The organism is Homoserinibacter sp. GY 40078, from assembly GCF_008017545.1.
In the GTDB taxonomy this organism is placed as follows: domain Bacteria; phylum Actinomycetota; class Actinomycetes; order Actinomycetales; family Microbacteriaceae; genus Homoserinibacter.
Genome location: NZ_VRTZ01000001.1, coordinates 786,474 through 810,303 on the forward strand (window position 1 = coordinate 786,474; position 23,830 = coordinate 810,303).

Genomic DNA, 23,830 nt, shown 5'->3' on the forward strand with positions numbered 1-23,830 from the left:
CATCCGTGAGCGAGCACACCGAGAACCCCGCCGAGGCCCTCTCCGAGGAGGAGGTCGCCGAGCAGAAGGCAGTGCGCCTGGCGAAGCGGGCGCGGCTCATCGCGGAGGGCGACGAGGCGTATCCGGTGCGGCTGCCGATCACGACGACGATCCCCGAGGTGCGGGCTCGCTTCGGCGACCTGGAGGCGGACGCCACCACGGGTGAGCGCGTCGGCCTCGCGGGGCGCGTGGTGCACCTGCGCAACACCGGCAAGCTGTGCTTCGCGGCGCTCCAGTCGGGCGACGGATCGCGCATCCAGGCGATGGTGTCGCTCGCCGAGGTGGGCGAGGAGTCGCTGCAGCGCTGGAAGGAGCTCGTCGATCTCGGCGACCACCTGTTCGTCTCTGGCGAGGTGATCTCGTCGCGGCGAGGCGAGCTGTCGATCCTGGTCGGCGAGTGGCGGATCGCGGCGAAGGCGATCCTTCCGCTCCCGAACCTGCACTCCGAGCTCTCGGAGGAGCGCCGCGTGCGCGAGCGCTACCTCGACCTGATCGTGCGTGAGCAGGCCCGCAATACCGTCGTGGCAAGGGCGAAGGCGGTCGCGTCGCTGCGGGCGACGTTCGCCTCGCACGACTTCCTCGAGGTCGAGACACCGATGCTGCAGACGATGCACGGCGGCGCCGCTGCGCGTCCGTTCGTGACGCACTCGAACGCGTTCGACACCGAGCTGTTCCTGCGGATCGCGCCGGAGCTCTTCCTCAAGCGCGCGGCGGTCGGCGGCATCGACCGCGTGTTCGAGATCAACCGCAACTTCCGCAACGAGGGCGCCGACTCGACCCACAGCCCCGAGTTCGCGATGCTCGAGGCGTACCAGGCGTACGGCGACTATTCGACGATCGCCGACCTCACCCAGGAGCTCATCCAGAACGCCGCGGCGGCCGTCTCGGGTTCGCACGTGGTCACCTGGGCCGACGGCACCGAGTTCGACCTCGGAGGCGAGTGGGCGCGCATCTCGATGTACGACTCGCTGTCGGAGGCGGCGGGCGTCTCCATCACGGCCGAGACGCCGCTCGCCGAGTTGGCGGCACTCGCCGAGCGCGAGGGCGTCGAGGTGAAGCTCCCCACCCATGGCAAGTACGTGGAGGAGCTGTGGGAGCACTTCGTGAAGGGCGGGCTCGAGCGGCCGACCTTCGTGATGGACTTCCCGGTCGACACCTCGCCGCTCGTGCGCGACCATCCGGATAAGCCCGGCATGGTCGAGAAGTGGGACCTCTACGTGCGCGGCTTCGAGCTCGCCACCGGATACTCCGAGCTCGTCGACCCCGTGATCCAGCGCGAGCGGTTCATCGAGCAGGCGAAGCTCGCCGCCCGCGGGGACGACGAGGCGATGCGCCTCGACGAGGACTTCCTGCGTGCGATGGAGCACGGCATGCCTCCGATGGGCGGCATGGGGATGGGCATCGACCGCCTGCTGATGGCGATCACGGGTCTCGGCATCCGCGAGACCATCCTTTTCCCCCTGGTGAAGTAGGGTCGTCGCATGCCCGACCGGCTGCCCGGGGATCCGCCCCCGAAGATCACGACGAACCGGATCATCATCTGGATCGTCGTGGCGGGCGTAGGTCTGTGGCTCGTGGGAACGGGCATCGCGGGCATCATCGCGAAGGGCAGTTGATGGACCGCCGCACCTCGAGGCGCGTCATGTACGGCGGCCTCGTCTTGATCCTCGCGGTCGTCGTGCTCGTCGTCGTCTTCAGCCCACGCTGAGCAGCGCGCCGTAGGCTTTCCGCATGCCCACCGACTTCTGGGGAAACGCGATCTTCTCCGTGATCCCCACGATCGCGCTGGGTCTCGTGTTCTGGTTCATCCTGCGCGCGATCCTGCGGGCCGACCGCACCGAGCGCAAGGTGTACTCCGACATGGAGGCCGAGGAGCGCGCACGGCGTGCGGCGGCGCGCGAGGCGGCTGACTAACCGACTAGTCCACTAACCGGCTAGTCACTAGCTGGCTAGTCACTAGTCACTCCCGCGGGCGGAGCCGTACATTCGGCAGCTCGGGGGCAGGCAGGGCGGATCCGTCGTATCCGTCGACGTGCCCGTAGCGGCCGGTGCGGTCGGTGTCCGCGATCACCTCGTCCTGCCATTCGCCGCGCCACGCGACGATCTCGTCGTGGCTGCGGCCGACGAAGTTCCACCACATGACGATCGGCTCGTCGAGCGGCTCGCCTCCGATGACGAGCACGCGCAGCGGACCGGCGGGGGCCTCGATGCGGATCGCACGGCTGCCGAGCGGCACGACGCCGAGGTGATGCTCGGGCACATCGACGCCCTGCAGTCGCGCCGGCTCGTGATCCACGACGAGCCCGTACTCGAAGGCGGGGCCGGCAGGAAGCTCGACCGAGCCTCCGGCGGGCAGGTCGAGCTGGGCGGCGACGAGCGGCGTGTAGGTCGTGACGGGTGAGCTGACGCCCACCCAGGATCCGACGAACACCCGGAGCGTCGCCTCGCCAACCGTCACAGCCTCGGCGAGGTGGTGCTCGAAGAAGGGGGCGACGCCGCGGGAGGCGTCGGGGAGCGCGGTCCACAGCTGGACACCGTGCAGTTGCGTTGCCGCGGTGGTCGACACCTCCGAATGCTGGATGCCGCGCCCGGCGGTCATGAGGTTCACCTGACCGGGGTTCACGAACTGGTGTGCGCCGGTCGAGTCGCGGTGCTCGATCTCGCCCTGGTAGAGCCAGCTCACCGTCTGGAGCCCGGTGTGCGGATGCGGCGGGGTGTCCATCGTGCCCTGTCGTGCGACGGGGGTGGGGCCGTAGGAGTCGACGAAGCACCAGGCTCCGATGAGCGAGCGCTTGCGCTGGGGGAGCGTGCGGCGCACGTGGAGAGCACGCGGCCCGCCGAGCGGCACCTCCCGCGGCTCGAGCACCTCGACCTCGCCCGCATCCGGATCGACCACGCACACGAGCTCCTGCGGATCCTTCTCGAGGTTGCTCACCCCCGTACGCTACGCCAGCTCGTGTGGGTGCCGCCGTAGACATGTCTATGGCCCCGCAGACACCGCCGCGCGGGTGTCAGACGCGCCGCAGACATGTCTATCGCGCACCCAGAGAAGGGGATGCGCCCAGGGCGAACAGGGGCATCGGCGGGAGGGGCCGATCGTTACCCTCGATGTATCGCCGCGCCACCCGTGTCCGCGCGGCGAGGGGAGTTGACATGTTCGAGCGCTTTACCGACCGAGCCCGTCGGGTGGTCGTCCTGGCCCAGGAAGAGGCCAAGATGCTCAACCACAACTACATCGGCACCGAGCACATCCTGCTCGGCCTCATCCACGAGGGCGAGGGCGTCGCCGCGAAGGCGCTCGAGTCGCTCGGCATCTCGCTCGATGCCGTCCGCGAGCAGGTCCAGGACATCATCGGCCAGGGCCAGCAGCAGCCGACGGGCCACATCCCGTTCACCCCGCGCGCCAAGAAGGTGCTCGAGCTGAGCCTCCGGGAAGCGCTGCAGCTCGGCCACAGCTACATCGGCACCGAGCACATCCTGCTCGGCCTCATCCGCGAAGGCGAGGGCGTCGCCGCCCAGGTGCTCGTCAAGCTCGGCGCGGACCTCAACCGCGTGCGCCAGCAGGTCATCCAGCTGCTCAGCGGATACCAGGGCAAGGAGCAGGTCGCCGTCGGCAGCCAGGAGACGGCGCCCGACAAGGGCAGCCAGATCCTCGACCAGTTCGGCCGCAACCTCACCCAGGCCGCCCGAGAGGGCAAGCTCGACCCGGTGATCGGGCGCGAGAAGGAGATGGAGCGGGTCATGCAGATCCTCTCCCGCCGCTCCAAGAACAACCCCGTGCTGATCGGCGAGCCGGGCGTCGGCAAGACGGCCGTCGTCGAGGGCCTCGCCCAGGCGATCGTGCGCGGCGAGGTGCCCGAGACGCTCAAGGACAAGCAGCTCTACACGCTCGACCTCGGCAGCCTCATCGCCGGGTCGCGTTACCGCGGCGACTTCGAGGAGCGTCTCAAGAAGGTCACCAAGGAGATCCGCACCCGCGGCGACATCATCACCTTCATCGACGAGATCCACACCCTCGTCGGTGCGGGTGCCGCCGAGGGCGCGATCGACGCGGCCAACATCCTGAAGCCGCTGCTCGCCCGGGGTGAGCTGCAGACGATCGGCGCGACGACGCTCGACGAGTACCGCAAGCACTTCGAGAAGGATGCCGCGCTCGAGCGCCGCTTCCAGCCGGTGCAGGTGGCCGAGCCGACCCTGCCGATGACGATCAACATCCTGAAGGGTCTGCGCGACAAGTACGAGGCCTTCCACAAGGTGTCGATCACGGATGGCGCGATCGTCGCGGCCGCGAACCTCGCCGACCGTTACGTGCAGGACCGCTTCCTGCCCGACAAGGCGATCGACCTGATCGACGAGGCGGGCGCGCGTCTGCGCCTCAGCATCCTCTCCGCCCCGCCGGAGCTGCGCGAATTCGACGAGAAGATCGCCGCGGTCCGCGCCGAGAAGGAGGGCGCGATCGAGGATCAGGACTTCGAGCTCGCCGCCACCAAGCGCGACGAGGAGAAGCGCCTGCTCGGCGAGCGCCTGCGTCTCGAGAAGCAGTGGCGCGCGGGTGACGTGGCCGCATCCGGCACCGTCGACGAGGGTGTCATCGCCGAGGTGCTCGCGAACGCGACCGGCATCCCGGTGTTCAAGCTCACCGAAGAGGAGTCGGCGCGCCTGATCTTCATGGAGAAGGCGCTGCACCAGCGGGTCATCGGTCAGGAGGAGGCCATCTCGGTCCTCGCGAAGACCATCCGCCGCACGCGCGCCGGCCTCAAGGACCCGAAGCGTCCCTCCGGCTCGTTCATCTTCGCCGGCCCCACCGGCGTCGGAAAGACGGAGCTCGCGAAGGCTCTCGCGGAGTTCCTCTTCGATGACGAGAACGCGCTGATCTCGCTCGACATGTCGGAGTACGGCGAGAAGCACACCGTCTCGCGCCTGTTCGGAGCCCCTCCCGGGTTCGTCGGGTTCGAAGAGGGCGGCCAGCTCACCGAGAAGGTGCGCCGCAAGCCGTTCAGCGTGGTGCTCTTCGACGAGATCGAGAAGGCCCACCCGGACATCTTCAACTCGCTCCTGCAGATCCTCGAGGAGGGTCGTCTGACGGATGGTCAGGGTCGCCTGGTCGACTTCAAGAACACCGTCATCATCATGACGACCAACCTGGGCACGAAGGACATCACGGGCGGTCCGGTTGGCTTCACGATCGAGGGCAACTCCGAGACCTCCTACCGCGCCATGCGGTCGAAGGTCGTGGAGGAGCTGAAGAAGCACTTCAAGCCCGAGTTCCTGAACCGTGTGGACGAGACGATCGTGTTCCCGCAGCTCTCGCAGGACGAGCTGCGCCAGATCGTCGACCTGTTCATCAAGCGGCTCTCGGAGCGCCTGCTCGACCGCGACATGACGATCGAGGTGTCGGACCCGGCGAAGATCCGCCTCATCGAGATCGGCTGGGAGCCGACCCTCGGTGCGCGGCCGCTGCGCCGGGCCGTACAGCACGAGATCGAGGACAAGCTGTCGGAGGAGATCCTGCACGGCCGCCTCGACGCGGGCGACCACGTGCACGTCGACTTCGTGGACGGCGAGTTCATCTTCACGACCGGGCGTCAGCCGGGCCGTGAGCTGCCGGCGGCGGTGGGTGCCGCATCCGGTGCCGCGGATGTCGACGAGGTCGAGGCGGCCGAGGCGTAGCCGAGGTTCCGCCTTCGCGGGCGGAGAAGCTGTGACGGGGCGGGAGCTGGTGCTCCCGCCCCGTTCGCGTATCTCCGCCCGCGTCTGCGGGTTCCCCCGCCGCGACGGCAGGCCCGCCACGTCGTTAGGGTGATCGGGTGGTATCCGAGTTCCAGGTGCGCCGGGCGCGCACCGCAGACGTCCGGGGAATGCTCGCGCTCATCGAACCGTACGTCGAGCGACGCATCCTCCTGGGCAAGGAGCGCGTGACCCTCTTCGAGGACATCCAGGAGTTCCGCGTGGCCGAGACGGCCGACGGCACGCTCATCGGATGCGGAGCCCTGCACGTGATCTGGGAGGACCTCGGCGAGATCCGCACGATCGCCGTCGCCGACGGCTGGTTGCGGCACGGGGTCGGGCATGCGCTCCTCGAGCACCTGGAAGACGACGCCCGCGAACTCGGGCTCACGCGCCTGTTCTGTCTCACCTTCGAGACCGACTTCTTCGGCGGTCACGGCTTCGCCCCGATCGGGGAGCGCGTCGTCGATCCGGAGGTCTACGCCGAGCTCGTGCGCTCACCGGATGACGGCGTGGCCGAGTTCCTCGACCTCGCGCGGGTGAAGCAGAACACGCTCGGCAACACCCGGATGCTCAAGCAGCTCTAGACACGACGAGGGGCGCGACCGTTGTGTACGCCGGTCGCGCCCCTCGCTTTTTATGCCCGCTCTGCGGTGGGCGGCTTAGGAGCTCGAGCTGGAGCTCGAGTCGGTCGACCCGGATGAGGTGTCGCCACTGGAGTCGCCACCGTCGGGGCGCTGCGGCATGTCGCCGTCGCCTCCGGGCATCTGGCCGTCCGGCGGCTGGAAGTCGCCGTCGCCGCCCGGGAAGCCTCCCATCTGGCCGAACGACGGGCGCTGGGCGTTGGCGATCGCCCATCCGCTCACCCCTCCGGCGCCGAGTCCGAGCACGAGAGCCGCGATGCCGGTGAGCGCGATGGCACGAGTCCGCCACGTGCGTGGCTGCTTGACCGTCGCGTCTGCGGGTTCGGCATCGGCGGCAACCGGTGCGGATGCGGTGCCTGCGGGCGAGGATACGGCCGCCGGGGCGGCCTCTTCGGCGGCGGGAGTGCCGTCCGCCGGTGGGGTCGTGGAGTCGTTCATGGCATAGAGAATCGGGGAGCGGTCCGAGCGAACTCCTGGCGCATCCTAAGAGGAACCCGGGAATCCCATCGAGGTCGGTGGACGGCGGCGCGTTCCCCGGGCATCGGCCCCGGGCAGGCCTACTCTGTGGACATGTCGACCCCGCAGCCCGGGCGCCTGCCCGCTTCGGTGTACCGCCGACGCCGCGTCGTCGTGGGGCTGGCGGCGCTCGCGGTGATCGCGATTATCGTTCTGCTGCTGATTCCTCGCGGTGGAGACGAGCCGACGACCCCCGACCCGACCACGCCGTCCGGGTCGGGCACGCCGAGTGCCGAGTCGACCGAGCCCGCGGATGCCGCCGCGTGCGACCCCGCAGACATCACCCTCACTCCCGTGACGGATAAGTCGGAGTATCAGGAGGGCGAGTTCCCGATGATCTCGATGACGATCGTGAACTCGGGCACGGAGGCCTGCAGTTTCGACGTGGGCACGGACGCGCAGCTGTACTCGATCGTGTCGGGATCCGATCCGATCTGGAACTCACGCGACTGCCAGAGCGAATCGGCGCCGCAGGAGATGGTGCTCGAGCCGGGTGTCGAGACGAATACGACACCCTTCGAGTGGGGGCGCGTGCGGTCCGGCACCGACAACTGCGGGGATGACCGTCCGCTCGTGACCGCGGAGGGCGCCACCTATCGCCTCTCGGTCGCGTTGGGTCAGGCGAAGTCCGAAGAGGACGTGCCCTTCCTGCTGTACTGACGTCGACTGACGTCGGGGGCAGCGCGCCGCAGGATCAGAACGTCGGAACGTCGACCTTCTCCGCGCCGCGCGCCGAGAATGCCAGCGACTCCGCGGTCTGCAGGCTCCCGACCTCGGCATCGATGATGGTGCGATAGCCGAGCCGGGTGCCCTCCGAGATCCGCTGGGCGGCGCCGGCGACGGGTCGCACCTCGCCGGCGAGGCTGATCTCGCCGATCGCGGCGAGGGTGCGGGGGAGCGCCGTGTCTTTCGCGGCGCTCGCGATGGCGAGCGCGATCGCGAGGTCGGCGCCCGGCTCGGAGAGGCGGATGCCGCCCACCGTCGAGACGTACACCTCTTTGTCGGAGAGGCGGATGCGGCACCGCTTCTCGAGCACGGCGATGAGCATCGCGACTCGGGCGCTGTCGACGCCGCTCACGATCCGCCGCGGGTTGGGTGCCGTCGTGCCGACGACGAGCGCCTGCACCTCGACGGGGAGCGCCCGGCGCCCCTCGAGAGCGACCGTGACGCAGGTGCCGGGCACGGGCGTGCGCGAGCGTGAGAGGAACAGGCCCGACGGATCCGGCACCTCGAGGATCCCGTCGCCCGACATCTCGAAGCAGCCGGCCTCGTCGGTCGGCCCGAAGCGGTTCTTCATGGCACGTACGAAGCGCAGCGCCGTTGCCCGGTCGCCGTCGAACGAGAGCACGACGTCGACGAGGTGCTCGAGCAGCCGGGGGCCGGCGATCGTGCCGTCTTTCGTGACGTGCCCCACGAGCAGTAGCGGGATGCCGCGCTCCTTGGCGACGCGGATGAGCGCGCCCGCGACCTCCCGCACCTGCGCCGGCTGGCCGGGGGCGCCATCCGACTGGGCGGATGCCACGGTCTGCACGGAGTCGACCACGAGCAGTTGAGGCGCGACCGCCTCGACGTGCCCGAGGACCGTCGCGAGGTCGGTCTCGGATGCGAGATAGAGCTCGTCGTCGAGCGCGCCGGTGCGCTCGGCGCGGAGCCGCACCTGGCTCGCCGACTCCTCGGCCGAGACGTAGAGCACCCGCGTTCCACGCCGTGCGGTGCGTGCCGCGACCTCGAGCAGCAGGGTGGACTTGCCGACCCCCGGCTCGCCCGAGATGAGCACGGCCGCGCCCGGAACGAGCCCGCCGCCGAGCACGCGGTCGAACTCGCCGATGCCGGTGGGCCGGTGTGCCGCCTCGTCGGCGATGTGCTGGGTGATCGGTCGCGCCGCCCGCGCCGCGGGAACCGACGCGGGGGCGACGGAGGTCGTGGGGGCTCCGCGTTCGACCACGGTGCCCCAGGCCTGGCACTCGGGGCAGCGTCCGAACCACTTGGCGCCCGACCACCCGCATTCCGTGCAGGAGAAGCCGGGGGAGGTGGGGCGTGCCATGCCGTCAGCCTAGGCCCGCCCTCCGACGTCACGAGGTGGGGGAGGAGAACCATCCCGACGGGTCGAGTTGCGTTCCCATCCGGGGCACGTACTGGTCGAAGTACACGCGCCCGACGAGCTCGCGCCGGGATCGCACCCCGGCCTTGTCGAAGATGGACTTCAGGTGATCCTGCACCGTGTACGTCGACACGTGCATGCCCGCCGCGATCTCCTTCGTGTCGACCCCCTGGAGAACGAGCCGGGTGACGTCGCGCTCGCGTGCGGTGAGGTCGAACGCGGCCACGACGAGGTCGACGATCTCGGGAGGCCTGGCCTCCTCGATCGTGACGACCACGTCGCCGCGTCGTTCGCTCGAGCTCGACAGCGGAGCGGCGTGAAGCATGAGCCACTGGCCGCGGGCGGTACGGATCCGCCCCCGTGGAGGGCTGACCGACTCGCCGTCGCCGAACCGGCGCGCCATTCCGACGAGTGAGTAGACGGTGCTCATCGGCTCCACTGCAGCCCTGCCCCAGTCGAGCTCGGAAAGCCTCGCCTCCGCCCCGGGCGTCAGCTGCTGGATCCGGTCATCGGAGCCGACAATGAGCACCGCCGGACCCGCGTCAGGGGCGGCGGCCGGTGCCGCGAGGCGCGAGAGGATCCCGGAACGCACTCCGAGTGCCAAGATCGGCGAGAGGGACGCCAGGAACTCGACATCGTCGGCGTCGAACGGATCATCGTCGGATCCGCGGAACAACGACATGGTTCCCCACGCACGGGTACCTTCGCGGTAGATCACGCGGATCTCGTCTGCGAATCCGTAGTGCGGCGTCATGAAGTCGCGCATTCGGTGCGAGCGCTCGACGTCGCCGTTCGTGACCAGGTGGACCCCCGCCGCAGGCACGGGCGCCCGGGCGAGCTCCGTGAACGCCGTCGTCTCGACCGTGCCGTACTCGAGGATCCCGAACTCCAGGTCGTGACTGTTGTCGCCACGCAGGTGGCCGTATTTGTGTGCGCTGGTGAGCAGCAGCGTCGCCGGGTCTTGTGTGCCGAGGCACGCCGCCACCCACGGCACCGCGCGCTGCACCGAGTGCACCATCTCCTCGAAGAAGGTGTCGAGATCCAGCCCCGCGCGCGCGAGCGCATCCACGTCGCGTCGCACGCGTTCGCGGGTGAGGTCGAGGGCGGTCACGCGATGATTATGTTCCTTCCGGTCGCGGAGGGATATCCCAGATATCTGGAGGACCGTCACCCCCGATTCACCGGTCGCGGACTCTGCGGCCGTCTGGGATGGTCGCGGCGCACCGCCGCGTCCACGCTGGGCGGCATGATCACTTCACTTCACACCGAGCTGCGTCTCGCAGATGTCGAGACCCACCTTCCCGGCGACGACGGCTACGACGACGCCCGCACCCCGTGGAACCGCGCCGTCGAGCTGCGGCCCGCCGGGGTCGCCTTCCCCCGCGACGCGGAGGAGGTCTGTGCGCTGGTCCGCGCAGCCGCCGAGACCGGTCTGCGTCTCGCCGCCATGCGCACCGGGCATGGGGTCGGCCCCTTCGTCGGGGTCGACCTGTCCGATGTGTTCATCGTCAAGACGGACCACCTCACCGGGGTCACGATCGACCCCGATCGGCGTATCGCGCGCATCATGAGCGGCACGCTCTGGCGTGACGTCGTCGTCGCGGCGGCAGGATTCGGCCTTGCGGTTCCGCACGGCTCTGCGGGCGATGTGTCCGCTGTCGGATTCCTGCTCGGCGGCGGGTTGTCGTTCTACGGCCGGCGCCACGGCGTGAGCGCCAACCTCGTCCGTTCGATCGAGATCGTGACAGCGGACGGCGAACTGCGGCACGTCGACGGCGTCCATGCGCCTGAGCTCTTCTGGGCGCTACGTGGCGGCGGCAGCGGCCTTGGGATCGTGGTCGCCGTCGAGCTCGAGTTGCTCCCCTACGCGGATGTCTACGCCGGCATGCTCCTCTGGGACCGCGAGCGCGCGCCAGAGGTGGTCACCGCCTGGGCGCGGTGGACCCGGGACGCACCCGAGTCGGCCACCACGTCCCTCAGGATCATGAGCTTCCCGCCCCTGCCGGAGCTTCCGCCGTTCCTCTCTGGCCGCGACCTCGTGGTCATCGACGGCGTGGTGCTCGAGGAGGACGAGCGCGCCGATGAGGTGCTCGCGGAGCTGCGGCGGCTGTCTCCGGAGGTCGACACCTTCGGCCGCATTCCGCTCGCGGCGTTGCTTGAGGTGCACATGGATCCGCCCCAGCCGACGCCTGCTGTCACGACGCACAGCATGCTCGCCGAGTTCGACGAGGAGGCGGCGGCCGGATTCCTGGAGCTCGTCGGGCCGGGAACGAGGACGCCCCTCATGGTCGCCGAGGTCCGGCACCTGGGTGGAGCGTTCGCCCGGTCTACCGATGACGGCGGGATCCTCTCGCGGGTGGAGGGCGACTACGCGCTGCACACCGTCGCGGTCGCTCCCACGCCTGAGGCGGCTGAAGCCGGACTCGCGGCAGGAGAAGCGCTCGACGCGCGACTCGCCTCGTGGGCGACGGGCAGGTACGCGCCGACGTTCACGGAGCGCCGCGGTCGCACCTTCTTCAGTGCGGAGGACAGCGACGAACTCGCGCGCATCCGGGCGGCGATTGACCCGGCGGGTCTGTTCGTCGGGAACCACACTGTCTGAATCACACCGTGTGAACCATCGCCGGGTCCGGTGACGAGAAGTCGTCGGGCCCGGCGCATGACGGTCGAGTCGACGAACGACTCCCGCCTGATGCTCGTCTAGATGAACAGCTGCGTCGCGATCGTCACGGCCGCGACCGCGGCGCTGACGAATCCGATCCAGCCGAACATCATCACGCGACGCCCATCGCGCCACTCGAGCACGGCGGGCTCCTGCTGGTCCGGCTGGTCGATGATGCGCTTGGCCGCGGCGAGGCTGTGAGCGCGGCCGAGGTAGAGGCCTCGGTCGTCGGAGACCTCGAACGCTCCACCCGTGAACTCGATCGTGCCGAAGAACTCGCCGTCGTGGGTTCCTGCCCAGAGTCGCTCGGCGACCCGGTTCCAACGGACCGCGACGAGCGGCTCCGTGGCGGAGGCTGCGGCGCGAGTGGTGGGTGCGATCGTGGTGCTCATGGTGGTGCCGTTCCTCTCGTGAAGGGAGCGGGATTCGAGGGGTCTGTACCCGATGCATCCATCTTGCCGATCCGGGTGCGCGCCGTCGAAACGGAGCTGGGGGGCTTGCGCGCTGTGCGGCGACCTGCTATTTCCCAGCTTCTCCTTAGCGTTCCGTAGCGATTCCCCCGAACGGGCTCCCTACCGTCGCGCTTGTGATCCCGCGAACCGTCGCGGGCACGGGGAGGCAATCGGTGGCATCGTTCCTGTCGCGCGTACGGAAGCGCACCTGGATCATCACGGGCGGCGCGGTCGCCCTCGTGTTGGGCGGCGTCGCCGTCTACGTGTTCGGATTCGCGATACCGGGAGCCCAGCAGGGCGCCGAGGCGCGATCGTTCGAGGTCACGCAGGCTGCGGAAGTCCAGACCCTCGAGCAGACGGTCGCGACGAGCGGCACGCTCACGCCCCTCGTGAACGAGGATGTCGACTTCGCAGTCTCCGGCACCGTCACCTCTGTGAAGGTGTCGGAGGGCGACGTAGTGAAGAAGGGCGCCACCCTCGCGACTGTCGACACGCTGTCGCTGGATGCGGCGGTGCTGCAGGCCAAGTCGACTCTCGCCTCAGTCTCGGCTCAGCTCTCGGACGCGCGGTCGTCGTCGAGCGGCAGCAGTGCGGATCTCGCGCAGATCAGCGCCCTTGCCGCCCAGGTGGAGGTCGCCGAGGCGGCCGTCGAGGATGCGGAGGATGCCGTCGACGATGCGACGCTGAAGGCTCCCGTCGCCGGCACGATCACCTCGGTGGGCATCGAGGTGGGCGACAGCGTCGGTTCGTCGAGCACGGGAGGTTCGAGCGGCTCGACCGGCTCGACCAGCTCAACCAGCAGCAGCTCCTCCTCTTCCGCCGCGTTCACGATCGTCGGCACGGACTCCTGGAGCGTCGACGCCACGGTCGGAGAGTCCGATCTCGCGCTCATCGCGGTGGGCGACGCCGTGCACCTCACGACCGACGACGGCACCGAGCTCGAAGGCGAGGTGACCGAGGTGGGCATGCTGCCCTCCACGACCTCCGGAGCCGCCGAGTATCCGGTGACCGTCTCTGTCGACGGCACCGCCGACGGCCTCTTCGACGGCGTCGCGGTCGACCTCGAGATCGTCTACGAATCGCGCGACGGCGTGCTCACGGTTCCGAGTGCGGCCGTCACGACGGCCGACGACGGCACGAGCACCGTGACGCTCGTCGCATCCGACGGGACCCGCACGACCGCAACGGTCGAGGTGGGCGAGACCGTCGGAACGGTCACCGAGATCGTCTCGGGCCTCTCGGAAGGTGATGAGGTGCTCGTCGCCTCATTCACGCCGGGCGAGGGCAACACCGGTGACACCGGTCAGTTCCCGGGCGGCGGGGAGTTCCCCTCGGACGGGGAGTTCCCCGGCGGTGGTGACTTCCCGAGCGGTGGCGACTTCCCCAGCGGGGACCAGGGCGGCCAGATGCCCGGGAGCAACGGATGAGCCCCTCGCGTGAGGCGGCCGAGGTCGTCATCGAGCTGTCCGGTGTGCGCAAGGTGTACCGCACCGGCTCCATCGAGTTCGAAGCGCTGCGGGGTGTGGACCTCGACATCCGCCGCGGCGAGTACGTCGCGATCATGGGCCCGTCGGGCTCTGGAAAGTCGACCCTCATGAACGTGCTCGGATGCCTGGATGTCGTGACGAGCGGCACCTACCGGCTCGCGGGCTCGGACGTGGGCGACCTCGACGAGGCAGAGCTCGCGCGCATCCGCAATCGCGAGATCGGGTTCGTGTTCCAGGGCTTCAATCTGCTGCCCGGGCTGTCGGCCTGGCGCAACGTCGAGCTGCCCCTCATCTACGCGGGCGTTCCGAAGGACGAGCGCCGGGAGCGCGCCGCCGTCGCGCTCGAACGGGTGGGTCTCGGCGACAAGCTCGACAATCGCCCGGGAGAGCTCTCGGGTGGCCAGCAGCAGCGCGTGGCGGTGGCGCGGGCGCTCGTCGGAGAGCCGACGATGATCCTCGCCGACGAACCGACCGGCAACCTCGACTCGGTGTCGACCGTCGACGTGCTGAACCTCTTCGAGGAGCTCCACGCCGCGGGCCGCACGATCGTGCTCATCACCCACGAGTCGGAGGTGGCCGAACACGCGGAGCGCGTCGTACGGGTGCGTGACGGACTCATCCAGACCTCCGAGGCGGTGGCCGCGTGAACTGGACGGAGACCCTGCATACGGCATGGTCGGCGGTGCGTTCGCACGCCTTGCGCTCGCTGCTGACGGTGCTCGGCATCCTGATCGGCATCGCCGCGGTGATCCTCACCGTCGGCCTCGGCCTCGGCACGCAGAAGGACGTCGCCTCGCAGATCGACTCGCTCGGCAGCAACCTGCTGATCGTCTCGCCCGGTAGCTCGACCGACTCCTCGGGGATGCGCGGCGGCTTCGGCACCGCGACGACCCTGACGCTCGCGGATGCAGAGGCTCTCGGTTCCGAGACCTCGGCGCCGGACATCGCAGCCGTCGCCCCCGAGAAGACCACGTCGCTGGCCCTTGAGGCGAACGACACCAACTGGACGACCTCGGTGACCGGCACCACCGCCTCGTGGGTGGACGTGCGCGCCCGCGAACTGGAGGTGGGGTCGTTCTTCGACGAGGAGGACGTCGCCTCCGCGGCCCGCGTGGTGGTGCTCGGGTCGGAGACGGCCACCGAGCTGTTCGGGCGCACGAACGTCGTCGGGCAGACCGTCGAGATCGACGGCACGCCGTTCGAGGTGGTCGGCGTGCTCGCCTCTGCGGGCTCCGACTCGTCGTCGAACCTCGACGACATCGCCGTCGCGCCCATCTCGACGGTCGCGAATGTGCTCGTCGGCGGCACCTCGGCGTCGTCGGTGTCGACCATCTACCTGCAGGCGGCCTCGGCCGACCAGCTCGCCGCCGCCTATCAGGAGGCGCAAGCGGTGCTGCTGAACCTGCACGGCATCACCGACGCCGATTCGGCCGACTTCTCGATCTCGAGCCAGGAGGCCCTCGTCGAGACGGCGACGTCGATCTACCAGACCCTGACGATCCTGCTCACGGGCATCGCCGCGCTCTCGCTGCTCGTCGGCGGGATCGGCGTGATGAACATCATGCTGGTCTCGGTGACTGAGCGCACCCGCGAGATCGGTCTGCGCAAGGCGCTCGGCGCGCCGCCGTGGGCGATCCGACGGCAGTTCCTCACCGAAGCCGCGATCCTCGGGCTCGGCGGCGGGATCCTCGGGGCGCTCCTCGGGGCGCTCGGCACCCTGGTGCTGCCGGCGCTCATCGGGAGCTCGGTCGTGCTCTCGGGCGCGGCGGTGGCGGGAGCCCTCGGGGTCTCGATCGCCATCGGCATCGTCTTCGGTGTGTACCCGGCGACCCGGGCCGCACGACTTGCCCCCATCGACGCACTGCGAACGGAATGACACAGGACATGACGAGGAAGAAGGGCCTGCGCGCCTGGTTCACGAAGGGCCGTTTGATCGGCGCGGGGGTGGTCGCCGGGGCGATCGTCGTCACCGGTGGCGGGATCGCGTGGGCGAACGTCGGGAGCGCGGCTGCCGCGTACCGCACCGCGACCGCCGAGATCGGGTCGGTCGACGAGACGCTGTCGCTCAGCGGCACGCTCGCATCCGCCACGCGGCGCGATCGCGCTTTCGCCGCATCCGGAACGGTGGATGCGGTGAACGTCGCCGTGGGCGACGAGGTCGAGGCGGGGGATGTGCTCGCGACCATCGACCCCTCGGACCTCGAGGACGCGGTCGACGCGGCCGAGTCGGCGGTGGCGGATGCCGAGCAGCAGCTCGCCGACGACCTCGACTCGCAGACGTCGACGAGCTCGAGCTCGACCTCGACCTCCTCCGATGCGGGGGATGACACGCAGGCCGAGACGGCTGCGTCCGGGTCGAGCGGCTCGTCGTCCTCCGCAGGGGGCGGTTCGTCGAGCGGCACCGACCCGGCCGTGGAGGCGGCCGTGCAGAAGGTGGTCGCGGCTCAGCAGAACCTGCTCACGCTCGCCCAGGCGGCGGCGGATGCGCTCGCGGCATCCACCGACGAGTCCGCGAACGCGCAGACCGTGTGCCAGCCGTTCCTCGACGCGACCCTCGTGGACGACACCGAGACGGATGCGGATGCTGACGCTGACGCGGAAACCGATGCGGACGCGGAGACCGACACCGAGACGGACGCGGACACCGATACCGAGGCGGAAGCGGATGCGGACGAGCCCCTGACGCTCGAGGCCGTGCAGGAGCTGCTTGTCTCCTGCCAAGAGGCGATCGCCGGCACTGGGGACGCCCAGACCGTGGTGGCATCCGCGCAGGATGCGGTGCAGGCCGCCGTCACCGATCTCGACTCCGTGCTCACCGAGCTCCGCGAGGCGATCGCGGCGAGCTCGTCGAGCTCGGGGGGGAGCTCCGGATCGTCGACCAGCGGATCCTCGAGCGGGAGTTCGTCGGCCGGCTCCACCTCCGGCGGAGGCGGTTCCAGTGAGTCCTCCACGGCATCCGCCGCGGATATCGTCGCCGACCAGGCCGCCATCTCGCTGGCCGAAGCCGAGCTGGCGATTGCCGAGCACGAGCTGACCGCGGCCGAGCTGACCACGCCCATCTCCGGCACGGTGGCGTACGTGGGTGTCGCCGTCGGAGACGACGTCTCGGCGGGCTCGACCACGCAGGTGATCACGATCATCGGCGACGACGGGTACACCGTGGAATCCACGGTGACGCTCGCCCAGATCGCGAAGGTTGAGGCCGGCCAGACCGGCACCGCGGTGGTGACCTCGAGCGGCGCAAGCTACTCCGCGACCGTCTCGTCGGTCGGCGTGATCAACGTGTCCGAGACCTCGACCCCGTCATTCACGGTGGAGATCGCCGTGGACCCCGCGGGTGACACGCTCCTGAACGGGGCGGCCGTCGAGGTTGCGGTCGATCTCGCCGCTGCGAGCGATGTGCTCACGGTGCCGCTGTCCGCACTTCACGTGGACGGCACCACGACGACCGTGCAGGTGCTCGACGGAGGCGAGGTCTCGAGCGTCGAGGTGGAAGTCGGTGCGATCGGCACGGATGTCGCCGAGATCGTGTCGGGGCTCTCGGAGGGTGACGAAGTGGTGATCGCCGACCTCGGTGCCGACATCACGAGCGATGACACGTCGACGACCACCGGCTTCTCGGGGCGGGGTGACTTCTCGGGCGATTTCTCGGGTGGTGACTTCTCCGGCGGTGGATTCAGCGGAGGCGGCTTCAGCGGCGGTACCCCGCCGGGGCAGTAAGCCGAGCCGTCGGGGCCCCGAGCTGTCGGGGCCCCACGCCGTCGGACGGTGCGTGCACAATGAGCACATGTCGTTTCAGGCGTACCTCGACAACATCGAGGAGAAGACGGGTCTCACCCCGCGGCAGTTCGTCGAGCTCGCCCACGAGCGGGGTCTCGATCAGCCGGGGGTGAAGGCCGGTGCGATCGTCGAGTGGCTGAAGGAGGACTACGACCTGGGACGCGGGCACGCGATGGCGCTCGTGCACGTGATCACGAAGGGGCCGCAGATCTCCGACAAGCACGTCGGCACCGGCACCGCGCACGACGACCCGTCGAACCTGCTGTGGCTCGACGGCAAGGCGACGAACCCGAACCGCTGAGTCGGCACCGCGTCACCGTCGGCGCAGCAGCACCATGACCTCGTAGTGCCCGGTCTGCGGGAACATGTCGAACACCCGCACCCGCTCCGGCCGCAGTGACGGCATCGCGGCGAGGTCGCGTGCGAGCGACTCCGCGTTGCAGCTCGAGTAGACGATGGTGTGTGCACCCGACCCGTCGAGCGTCGCGCACAGCTCCGCCCCGAGACCGCGGCGCGGCGGGTTCACGATCACCGCATCCGGGGCGGCGTCGGCGGTGAGCGCTGTCGCGTCGCCCACCTCGAAGATCACGTCGAGTCCCGCATCCGCTGCCGAGATCCGCGCGCCCTCGACCGCGGCCTCGCTCACCTCGATGCCCCTCACCTGCCGCCCCGGTGCCGCGACGTTCAGCGCGAATCCGCCGACCCCGCAGTAGAGGTCCCACACGGATGCGGGCGAGACCTCGTCGATCCACTCGCGCGCCTGCCGGTACAGCCCCGCCGCGATCGCGGTGTTCGTCTGGAAGAAGCCGCCCGGGCGCAGGTGCAGCACCACGTCGTCGAGCCGCATCGCGAGCGTTTCGTCGGCGGTGAGAGGCAGCTCCACGTCGCCTTCGAGCACCGCCTTGTGCTCGGGCAGCAGGTTGACGGTCGCGACGGCGAGTCGCGGCAGCTCCTCAAGCAGTGACGGCAGGTGCTTGCGGATGCGCGCGAGCGACTCGGTCGAGCGCAGCACGAGCCGCAGCATGAGGCGCCCGTCCGGCGACTCCGTGAGCAGGACGTTCTTGAGCTCGCCGCGTCGCGCGGGCACGTCGTACGGCTCCAGCCGCGCACGGGAGATGAACGCTGTGATCGCGGGGAACGCGTCGCGCAGCCCATCCGCGAGCACACCGCACCCCTGCAGGTCGACGCCCCGCCGGTCCGCGTCGAGGATGCCGAGGGTCGGCGCATCGACGGTGCCGCCGACCACCATCTTCGCCTTGTTGCGGAACGCCTCCGGGGTGCTCGCGACCGGCGGCAGCCACACCGCATCCGCCCACGGCGCCAGCAGCTGCTCCGCCTCGGCGACCTTGCCCGCCAACTGGCGGTCGTAGGGGATGCCCATGAGGGTGCACGAGCGGCACACCCCGGCGTCGAAGTAGCCGCAGTGCATGGCGGCGCTCGTCGCGGTCGTCATGGTCTCCTGCCCGGTCGATCCCTCGTCATGGTAGGCCTCCGATAGTCTCGAGAGCTGTGACACCCCCGCCCGAAACGCCGACCGCCGGTCGTCGCATCCGGCTCTGGATCGCGGTGGGTATCGGGATCGTGGTGCTCGCGGTTGTCGCCGTCGCGGTGGCGCGCGGACTGCGCACGCTCGAGCCCGTGCAGGAGTTCCTGCAGCGCTACCCGGGCGAGTATCCGCTTCCGAAGGGCGCGCCCGTCGGGTTGCCCGCGTGGCTCGGGTGGCAGCACTTCTTCAACGCGTTCCTGCTCGTGCTCGTGGTGCGCACGGGGTGGCAGTCGCGGCGGGAGCGGAACCCCCGGGCGCTGTGGACCTCGCGCCGCAACCGGCGGCGGCGGATGAGCCTCACGGTGTGGACGCACCTCGCCCTCGACCTGCTGTGGATCGTGAACGGCGTCGTCTACGTCGTGCTGCTGTTCGCGACCGGGCAGTGGATGCGGATCGTGCCGACCAGCTGGGATGTGATCCCGAACGCCATCTCGGCGCTGCTGCAGTACGTGTCGTTCGACTGGCCCACCACCGACGGCTGGGTGAACTACAACAGCCTCCAGCAGCTCAGCTACTTCGCGATCGTGTTCATCGCGTCGCCGCTCGCGATCGCGACGGGATACCGGATGTCGGCCCTCTGGCCGCGCGACGCCCAACGCCTCAGCCGGATCGTGCCGTTCGATCTGGCGCGCGCGATCCACTTCCCGGTGATGCTCGTCTTCGTGCTCTTCGTGATCGTGCACGTGGGCCTCGTGCTCACGACCGGTGCGCTGAGAAACCTCAACCACATCTACACCGCGAGCGACGAGGTCAATCCCGTGGGCTTCGCGATCTTCGTGGTGTCGCTGCTCGTGATCGCCGCCGGGTGGGCGCTCGTGCGTCCGACGCTCGCGGCGGTGGTGGCCCGCCGCTTCGGCGAGGTCCGCGAGCGCTGAGCGCCCCCGCTCCATCCGCTCCTCCTCCGAGCCCGTAGCTGTGCCGCGCCCCCGTCTCAGCCCCGTGAGAGTACGCACTTTTGCGTGCTCTCACGGTCGAGAGCACGCAAAAGTGCGTACTCTCACGGAGTTGAGGCGGGGCGAACGCGGGATGCGATTCGCGTGGAAGAGCGTCTACCATGACGCCCAAACCCGAGGAGAGCCCGAAGATGAACTCTGGACCGCAGACCCCTGCCGACTGGTACGCCGACCCCACTGGCCGGAATGAACGGCGCTACTGGAATGGGAGTTCGTGGACCGATCACGTCTTCTCCCAGGGAGTGCAGTCCATCGACCCGTTGGTCGCCGCCACACCCGCGGGCACGGCCGTGCAGCCTGCCAACTATGTGGGAGCGGTCGAGCCGACAGCTCCGCGTGTACCCCTCTTTGGGGCGCGGAAGGCGGCCACCGCCGCGCATGCGGAAAACCAGCGCCTTCAGGGGCTGATCGATCAGTATGGCCTCCGAGAGGTAGCAGAACTCGACGCGTTGAAGCAGAGCATTCTCGGCCAAGTCGAACTGGCTCGCGTCGAGCTGAGTTCGGTCGAGGCGTCGGTAGCTCAGGCGAGAACTGACCTGGACGTGGTCCGCGCCGAGGTCGTTGATCTGCGGGCGGCGGTTGGTATCCAGGAGTTCGGAGTCTACGACTTCGAACATCCGGCAGAGTCCTCCGTTTCGCTTGCGACCGAGCTGGAGAAACTGAGGTCAGAAATCAAGGACGCCGTTCGCGGAGGTCGGGCGACCTTTGCGACCTCGAACTTCACCTTCAATAACAGCAAATCGAAGGGTGACAAATTCGTCCGAGATATGTCGAAGCTGATGCTCCGCTCTTACAACGCCGAAGCCGAGAATTGTGTGAAGGCCGTCCGTGCGGGAAACCTCCCGGCTGCACAAAAGCGCCTCAGCACTGCGGTCGATCAAGTCGCCCGGCTTGGAACGATGATCGACCTGAGAATCACACCATATTTCCATGGGCTCCGATTGCGCGAGTTGGAGTTGGCGGCACGCCATCTCCAGGCAGTTCAGGCGGAGAAGGAACTGGAACGTGAGCGGCGCGAGGAGTTGCGACAGCAGAGGCTCGCTGAGCAGGAACTTGCGCGAGAGAAGGAGCGACTCGAGAAGGAGAGAAAGCACTACGCAAATGTCCTGGCGGCGTTGGTCGAGAAGGGCGACATCGAGGGCGCCGAGCGGATCCGCGCTCAGCTCGAAGACGTGGAGAAGGCGATCTCGGACGTTGACTATAGGGCGGCGAACATCCGAGCGGGGTATGTGTACGTGATCAGCAACGTAGGGTCGTTCGGACCTGAGGTCGTGAAGATCGGGATGACGCGCCGCTTAGAGCCGATGGACCGGGTCAACGAGCTCGGGGACGCTTCCGTTCCGTTCCGGTTCGATGTACACGCCATGTTCTTCGCGGACGACGCCGTGGCGATCGAGTCGCGCCTGCACCAGCACTTTGCGGCACGAAGGCTCAATCGGGTGAATCTCCGCCGCGAGTACTTTCGGACCACTCCGGCCGAGGTGCTTGAGGCGCTTAAGGAGCACCACGTTGAGGTCCTCGAATACACCGTCGAACCTTCCGCGCCGGAATACCGAGCGAGTGTGGCTGCTGAGGACGACGCCTCGTCTGCCGACTGACTCGCGTCCGCGGTCAACGCCGAATCCGGGCTCCGTGAGAGTACGCACTTTTGCGTGCTCTCACGGTCGAGAGCACGCAAAAGTGCGTACTCTCACGGAGTTGAGGGGGCGCCGGGGCTGAGGGGGCGCCGGAGGCGTCAGGCGAGGTCGGCGCGGAGGGCGTCGACGATCGCGGTGGCGCGGGTGTCGTCGACGGCCTCGAGCTGGTTCGTCACGAACGCGAAGCCGATGCCGCCGCCGAATCCGGGGTCCGCGAACGCGACCTGACCGCCGGCGCCGTCGTGGCCGAATCCGCGGCCCGTCACGTACCGGCGGGCACCGGAGTCGAGCTGCAGGCCCATGCCCCAGCGCGGCCACGGACCGGGCACCGAGATGAGCGGCTCGCCCTCCGACTGCACCTGCGTCGCCTCGGCGAGCGCATCGTCGCCCACGAGTCGCACGCCGTCGGTCGTCGTGATCGTCGCCGACCAGGCGGTCGCGAGTGCGCGTGCGGATGCGATGCCCCCCGCGCCCGGGATCTGCGCCTCGCGGATACGCGGGTCGTTGAAGCCGCCGGTCGGGCTCACGAGCTCGGACGGCAGCGCACCGCCGAGGGTCATCGCGAGGTCGAGCCAGTCGGGCTCGCCGGGCGGTGCATACGCCGTCAGCGCGGCGGTGTTCTCGTACATGCTGGGCGCGGCGACGAGGTGCGCGACGCCCGGGTCGTCGCCCGGCACCGTGCCGAGGCCGATGCCCCCGCCGAGCGGAGCGGAGATCACCGACTCGAACTCGGCCCGCGGTGTGTTCCCGGTGACGCGGCGGATCAGCTCGCCCGTCATCCAGCCGTGGGTGATCGCGTGGTACTGGTAGCCGGATCCGGGTTCGCGGATCGGCTCGGCCGCGGCGATGCGCGCGGTCATCCGGTTCCAGTCGACGAGCTCGTCGACGCTCACCGGTTCGCGGAACGCCGAGAGCCCCGCCCGGTGCGAGAGCGCCTGGGCGACGGTGATGTGCTCCTTACCCGCGGCGGCGAACTCGGGCCAGTACTGGGCGACGGGCGCGCCGTACTCGATGAGCCCTCGCTCCACGAGTCGGGCGATCAGCACCGACATGAGTCCCTTCGTGCACGAGAACACGACGCTGCGCGTGTCCCGCTCCCAGGGGGCACCGGTGCGGGCGTCCGCGACGCCGCCCCACAGGTCGACGACCGTCTCGCCCGCGAATCGCACGGCGAGGGCGGCGCCCATCTCGGGCTTGCCGGCGAACGCCTGCTCGAACGCGGCGCGCGTGCGGCGGAATCCGGAGTCCGCGAAGCCGTCTATCGTGGGCGCAGCGGTGGGGGTGCTCATCGCCCGGCTCCCGTCGCATCCGCCGACGCCGACCAGATGCTCGCCACCGGCACCGGGTCGGCGATCCATCCGCCGAAGCCGTCGTCGCTCGCGTCGACCACGTTCTCGAAGGCGAGCAGCATCCACGCGCCGTCTCGATCCTGCACGAGCCGACCCGCGTACGAGGTCTCGGGGGCGAGCAGCTCCACGTCGTCGAGCCCGAACGGTCCGCGGATGTCGTCCACCGGAGCCACCCACACTCCGCCCGTCGTGTCCGCCCGGCGCCCTGTCAGGTGGGGGCCATCGCACGAAAAGGTCAACAGTGTGCGCCCGTCGATGTGCGAGAGCTGCGGCACCTCAAGGTGCATGAACCCGATACCCGGCTCGCTCAGCGGCGGCTGTACCGTCCACGTCTCGAGGTCGGGGGAGGTCGCGTGCCCGATCACTCCGCGGTCGAGCACGTCGTCGCCGTCGCGCCCCCGTGCGGTGATGAGCATGTGCCACACCCCGTCACGCTCGTCGCGGTAGACCCACGGATCGCGCCACGCCTGCTCGCGCCAGGTGCCGTCGGCGAGCGTCTCGTACCAGCGCGGGTCGGCCTCCGTGATGGGACCGGGAGTCTTCTGCCAGGTGTGGAGGTCGTCGGAGGTCGCGACCCCGATCGCCTCGATGTTGGTCATGTTCTCGTCGGACAGGAAGATCGCGCCCGTGTAGAACATCCGCCACAGGCCGTCGTCACCGCGCACGACGCTGCCGGTCCACGTGGCCGTCTCGTCGAACGATCCGGCCGCGCCCGGGGCGAGCACCTCGCCGTGATCGGTCCACGACCGCAGGTCGGTCGACACCGCATGCCCGATCCGCGCGTTGCGGTGCCGCAGATGCGGGTCAACGAGGGACTTCGGGGCGTGGAGGTAGAACATGTGGAAGCTGTCGCCGTCGTCGGCGATCCAGAAGTCCCAGATCCAGTGGGTGTCGCTGCGGAAGCTCACAGTGCTCGCTTTCGTGGGTCGGCGCGGCA

22 protein-coding genes are annotated in these 23,830 nt (G+C 69.3%); 14 read left to right on the plus strand and 8 right to left on the minus strand.

Translation table 11 applies throughout. The features are described from left to right. The first annotated feature begins 5 nt into the window (after window positions 1-5). The 3 genes from lysS to FVQ89_RS03835 all read left to right on the plus strand — a co-directional run bounded on the left by lysS (window position 6) and on the right by FVQ89_RS03835 (window position 1,953). On the plus strand, window positions 6-1,511 hold the full coding sequence (gene lysS, locus FVQ89_RS03830) for a lysine--tRNA ligase (RefSeq protein ID WP_147900573.1): 1,506 nt from the start codon (window positions 6-8) through the stop codon (window positions 1,509-1,511). Between the two features lie 9 nt (window positions 1,512-1,520). Continuing rightward, window positions 1,521-1,655, plus strand: a complete 135-nt coding sequence (locus FVQ89_RS14560) for a hypothetical protein (RefSeq protein WP_255513408.1) — start codon at window positions 1,521-1,523, stop codon at window positions 1,653-1,655. 115 nt (window positions 1,656-1,770) lie between these two features. Next, complete coding sequence (locus FVQ89_RS03835) at window positions 1,771-1,953, plus strand: hypothetical protein (protein ID WP_147900574.1); 183 nt, start codon at window positions 1,771-1,773, stop codon at window positions 1,951-1,953. Window positions 1,954-1,999: 46 nt separating this feature from the next. On the opposite strand, the gene FVQ89_RS03840 is transcribed toward FVQ89_RS03835, so the two are convergent. Beyond that, window positions 2,000-2,974 carry a pirin family protein gene (locus FVQ89_RS03840; protein WP_147900575.1) on the minus strand — a complete coding sequence of 325 codons (975 nt, stop codon included), beginning with the start codon at window positions 2,972-2,974 and terminating at the stop codon, window positions 2,000-2,002. A 218-nt stretch (window positions 2,975-3,192) separates the two neighbouring features. On the opposite strand from FVQ89_RS03840, the gene FVQ89_RS03845 reads away from it, so the two are divergent. Continuing rightward, the gene (locus FVQ89_RS03845) at window positions 3,193-5,709 is read left to right on the plus strand and encodes an ATP-dependent Clp protease ATP-binding subunit (protein ID WP_147900576.1); all 2,517 of its coding nucleotides are present in this window, start codon (window positions 3,193-3,195) and stop codon (window positions 5,707-5,709) included. Between the two features lie 137 nt (window positions 5,710-5,846). Next, window positions 5,847-6,353: an amino-acid N-acetyltransferase gene (locus FVQ89_RS03855; RefSeq protein ID WP_255513409.1), complete on the plus strand. Its 507-nt coding sequence runs from the start codon at window positions 5,847-5,849 to the stop codon at window positions 6,351-6,353. Window positions 6,354-6,428: 75 nt separating this feature from the next. On the opposite strand, the gene FVQ89_RS03860 is transcribed toward FVQ89_RS03855, so the two are convergent. Then, complete coding sequence (locus tag FVQ89_RS03860) at window positions 6,429-6,848, minus strand: hypothetical protein (protein WP_147900577.1); 420 nt, start codon at window positions 6,846-6,848, stop codon at window positions 6,429-6,431. Window positions 6,849-6,980: 132 nt separating this feature from the next. Here FVQ89_RS03860 and FVQ89_RS03865 point away from each other — a divergent pair, with 132 nt between their 5' ends. Then, window positions 6,981-7,586: a hypothetical protein gene (locus tag FVQ89_RS03865; protein ID WP_147900578.1), complete on the plus strand. Its 606-nt coding sequence runs from the start codon at window positions 6,981-6,983 to the stop codon at window positions 7,584-7,586. A gap of 34 nt (window positions 7,587-7,620) precedes the next feature. On the opposite strand, the gene radA is transcribed toward FVQ89_RS03865, so the two are convergent. Beyond that, window positions 7,621-8,970, minus strand: coding sequence for a DNA repair protein RadA (gene radA / locus FVQ89_RS03870; RefSeq protein ID WP_147900579.1), 1,350 nt, complete (start codon window positions 8,968-8,970; stop codon window positions 7,621-7,623). Between the two features lie 28 nt (window positions 8,971-8,998). After that, a complete protein-coding gene (locus FVQ89_RS03875) occupies window positions 8,999-10,138 on the minus strand; it encodes a LuxR C-terminal-related transcriptional regulator (RefSeq protein WP_222706032.1) in 1,140 nt (379 codons plus the stop codon). A 135-nt stretch (window positions 10,139-10,273) separates the two neighbouring features. On the opposite strand from FVQ89_RS03875, the gene FVQ89_RS03880 reads away from it, so the two are divergent. Then, window positions 10,274-11,629, plus strand: a complete 1,356-nt coding sequence (locus tag FVQ89_RS03880) for an FAD-binding oxidoreductase (protein ID WP_147900580.1) — start codon at window positions 10,274-10,276, stop codon at window positions 11,627-11,629. A gap of 98 nt (window positions 11,630-11,727) precedes the next feature. Here FVQ89_RS03880 and FVQ89_RS03885 read toward each other — a convergent pair whose 3' ends face one another. After that, window positions 11,728-12,081: a hypothetical protein gene (locus tag FVQ89_RS03885; RefSeq protein WP_147900581.1), complete on the minus strand. Its 354-nt coding sequence runs from the start codon at window positions 12,079-12,081 to the stop codon at window positions 11,728-11,730. A gap of 194 nt (window positions 12,082-12,275) precedes the next feature. Between FVQ89_RS03885 and FVQ89_RS03890 the strand changes: the two genes are divergently transcribed. The 5 genes from FVQ89_RS03890 to FVQ89_RS03910 all read left to right on the plus strand — a co-directional run bounded on the left by FVQ89_RS03890 (window position 12,276) and on the right by FVQ89_RS03910 (window position 17,709). Next, window positions 12,276-13,568 carry an efflux RND transporter periplasmic adaptor subunit gene (locus tag FVQ89_RS03890; protein ID WP_255513410.1) on the plus strand — a complete coding sequence of 431 codons (1,293 nt, stop codon included), beginning with the start codon at window positions 12,276-12,278 and terminating at the stop codon, window positions 13,566-13,568. After that, window positions 13,565-14,275, plus strand: coding sequence for an ABC transporter ATP-binding protein (locus FVQ89_RS03895; protein ID WP_147900582.1), 711 nt, complete (start codon window positions 13,565-13,567; stop codon window positions 14,273-14,275). Before FVQ89_RS03890 ends, FVQ89_RS03895 begins: the two co-directional genes overlap by 4 nt. After that, window positions 14,272-15,504, plus strand: a complete 1,233-nt coding sequence (locus FVQ89_RS03900; protein ID WP_147900583.1) for an ABC transporter permease — start codon at window positions 14,272-14,274, stop codon at window positions 15,502-15,504. Before FVQ89_RS03895 ends, FVQ89_RS03900 begins: the two co-directional genes overlap by 4 nt. Before the next feature lie 8 nt (window positions 15,505-15,512). Then, window positions 15,513-17,348, plus strand: a complete 1,836-nt coding sequence (locus tag FVQ89_RS03905) for an efflux RND transporter periplasmic adaptor subunit (protein ID WP_187264884.1) — start codon at window positions 15,513-15,515, stop codon at window positions 17,346-17,348. Between the two features lie 67 nt (window positions 17,349-17,415). Next, window positions 17,416-17,709, plus strand: coding sequence for a DUF4287 domain-containing protein (locus tag FVQ89_RS03910; RefSeq protein WP_147900585.1), 294 nt, complete (start codon window positions 17,416-17,418; stop codon window positions 17,707-17,709). Between the two features lie 12 nt (window positions 17,710-17,721). Here FVQ89_RS03910 and rlmC read toward each other — a convergent pair whose 3' ends face one another. Next, window positions 17,722-18,837 (minus strand): 23S rRNA (uracil(747)-C(5))-methyltransferase RlmC, encoded by a 1,116-nt coding sequence (gene rlmC, locus FVQ89_RS03915; RefSeq protein ID WP_147901480.1) that lies wholly within the window; start codon window positions 18,835-18,837, stop codon window positions 17,722-17,724. An 80-nt stretch (window positions 18,838-18,917) separates the two neighbouring features. On the opposite strand from rlmC, the gene FVQ89_RS03920 reads away from it, so the two are divergent. Together FVQ89_RS03920 and FVQ89_RS03925 are read left to right on the plus strand one after the other, a co-directional pair. After that, window positions 18,918-19,829 (plus strand): cytochrome b/b6 domain-containing protein, encoded by a 912-nt coding sequence (locus FVQ89_RS03920; protein ID WP_255513411.1) that lies wholly within the window; start codon window positions 18,918-18,920, stop codon window positions 19,827-19,829. Between the two features lie 179 nt (window positions 19,830-20,008). Continuing rightward, window positions 20,009-21,505, plus strand: coding sequence for a DUF4041 domain-containing protein (locus FVQ89_RS03925; protein ID WP_147900587.1), 1,497 nt, complete (start codon window positions 20,009-20,011; stop codon window positions 21,503-21,505). A gap of 137 nt (window positions 21,506-21,642) precedes the next feature. Here FVQ89_RS03925 and FVQ89_RS03930 read toward each other — a convergent pair whose 3' ends face one another. Further along, a complete protein-coding gene (locus tag FVQ89_RS03930; protein ID WP_147900588.1) occupies window positions 21,643-22,833 on the minus strand; it encodes a serine hydrolase domain-containing protein in 1,191 nt (396 codons plus the stop codon). Then, complete coding sequence (locus FVQ89_RS03935) at window positions 22,830-23,801, minus strand: glycoside hydrolase family 68 protein (protein WP_147900589.1); 972 nt, start codon at window positions 23,799-23,801, stop codon at window positions 22,830-22,832. The genes FVQ89_RS03930 and FVQ89_RS03935 overlap by 4 nt, the downstream gene beginning before the upstream one ends. Window positions 23,802-23,830 lie beyond the last annotated feature (29 nt).

Excerpts from the sequence above, each read along its gene's own strand:
- rlmC (WP_147901480.1), bottom strand. The coding sequence starts at position 18,837 with ATGCACTGCGGCTACTTCGACGCCGGGGTGTGCCGCTCGTGCACCCTC.
- radA (WP_147900579.1), bottom strand. The coding sequence starts at position 8,970 with ATGGCACGCCCCACCTCCCCCGGCTTCTCCTGCACGGAATGCGGGTGG.
- FVQ89_RS03835 (WP_147900574.1), top strand. The coding sequence starts at position 1,771 with ATGCCCACCGACTTCTGGGGAAACGCGATCTTCTCCGTGATCCCCACG.
- FVQ89_RS03905 (WP_187264884.1), top strand. The coding sequence starts at position 15,513 with ATGACGAGGAAGAAGGGCCTGCGCGCCTGGTTCACGAAGGGCCGTTTG.
- FVQ89_RS03860 (WP_147900577.1), bottom strand. The coding sequence starts at position 6,848 with ATGAACGACTCCACGACCCCACCGGCGGACGGCACTCCCGCCGCCGAA.
- FVQ89_RS03885 (WP_147900581.1), bottom strand. The coding sequence starts at position 12,081 with ATGAGCACCACGATCGCACCCACCACTCGCGCCGCAGCCTCCGCCACG.
- FVQ89_RS03910 (WP_147900585.1), top strand. The coding sequence starts at position 17,416 with ATGTCGTTTCAGGCGTACCTCGACAACATCGAGGAGAAGACGGGTCTC.
- FVQ89_RS03895 (WP_147900582.1), top strand. The coding sequence starts at position 13,565 with ATGAGCCCCTCGCGTGAGGCGGCCGAGGTCGTCATCGAGCTGTCCGGT.
- FVQ89_RS03845 (WP_147900576.1), top strand. The coding sequence starts at position 3,193 with ATGTTCGAGCGCTTTACCGACCGAGCCCGTCGGGTGGTCGTCCTGGCC.
- FVQ89_RS03865 (WP_147900578.1), top strand. The coding sequence starts at position 6,981 with ATGTCGACCCCGCAGCCCGGGCGCCTGCCCGCTTCGGTGTACCGCCGA.
- FVQ89_RS03930 (WP_147900588.1), bottom strand. The coding sequence starts at position 22,833 with ATGAGCACCCCCACCGCTGCGCCCACGATAGACGGCTTCGCGGACTCC.
- FVQ89_RS03925 (WP_147900587.1), top strand. The coding sequence starts at position 20,009 with ATGACGCCCAAACCCGAGGAGAGCCCGAAGATGAACTCTGGACCGCAG.
- FVQ89_RS14560 (WP_255513408.1), top strand. The coding sequence starts at position 1,521 with ATGCCCGACCGGCTGCCCGGGGATCCGCCCCCGAAGATCACGACGAAC.
- FVQ89_RS03880 (WP_147900580.1), top strand. The coding sequence starts at position 10,274 with ATGATCACTTCACTTCACACCGAGCTGCGTCTCGCAGATGTCGAGACC.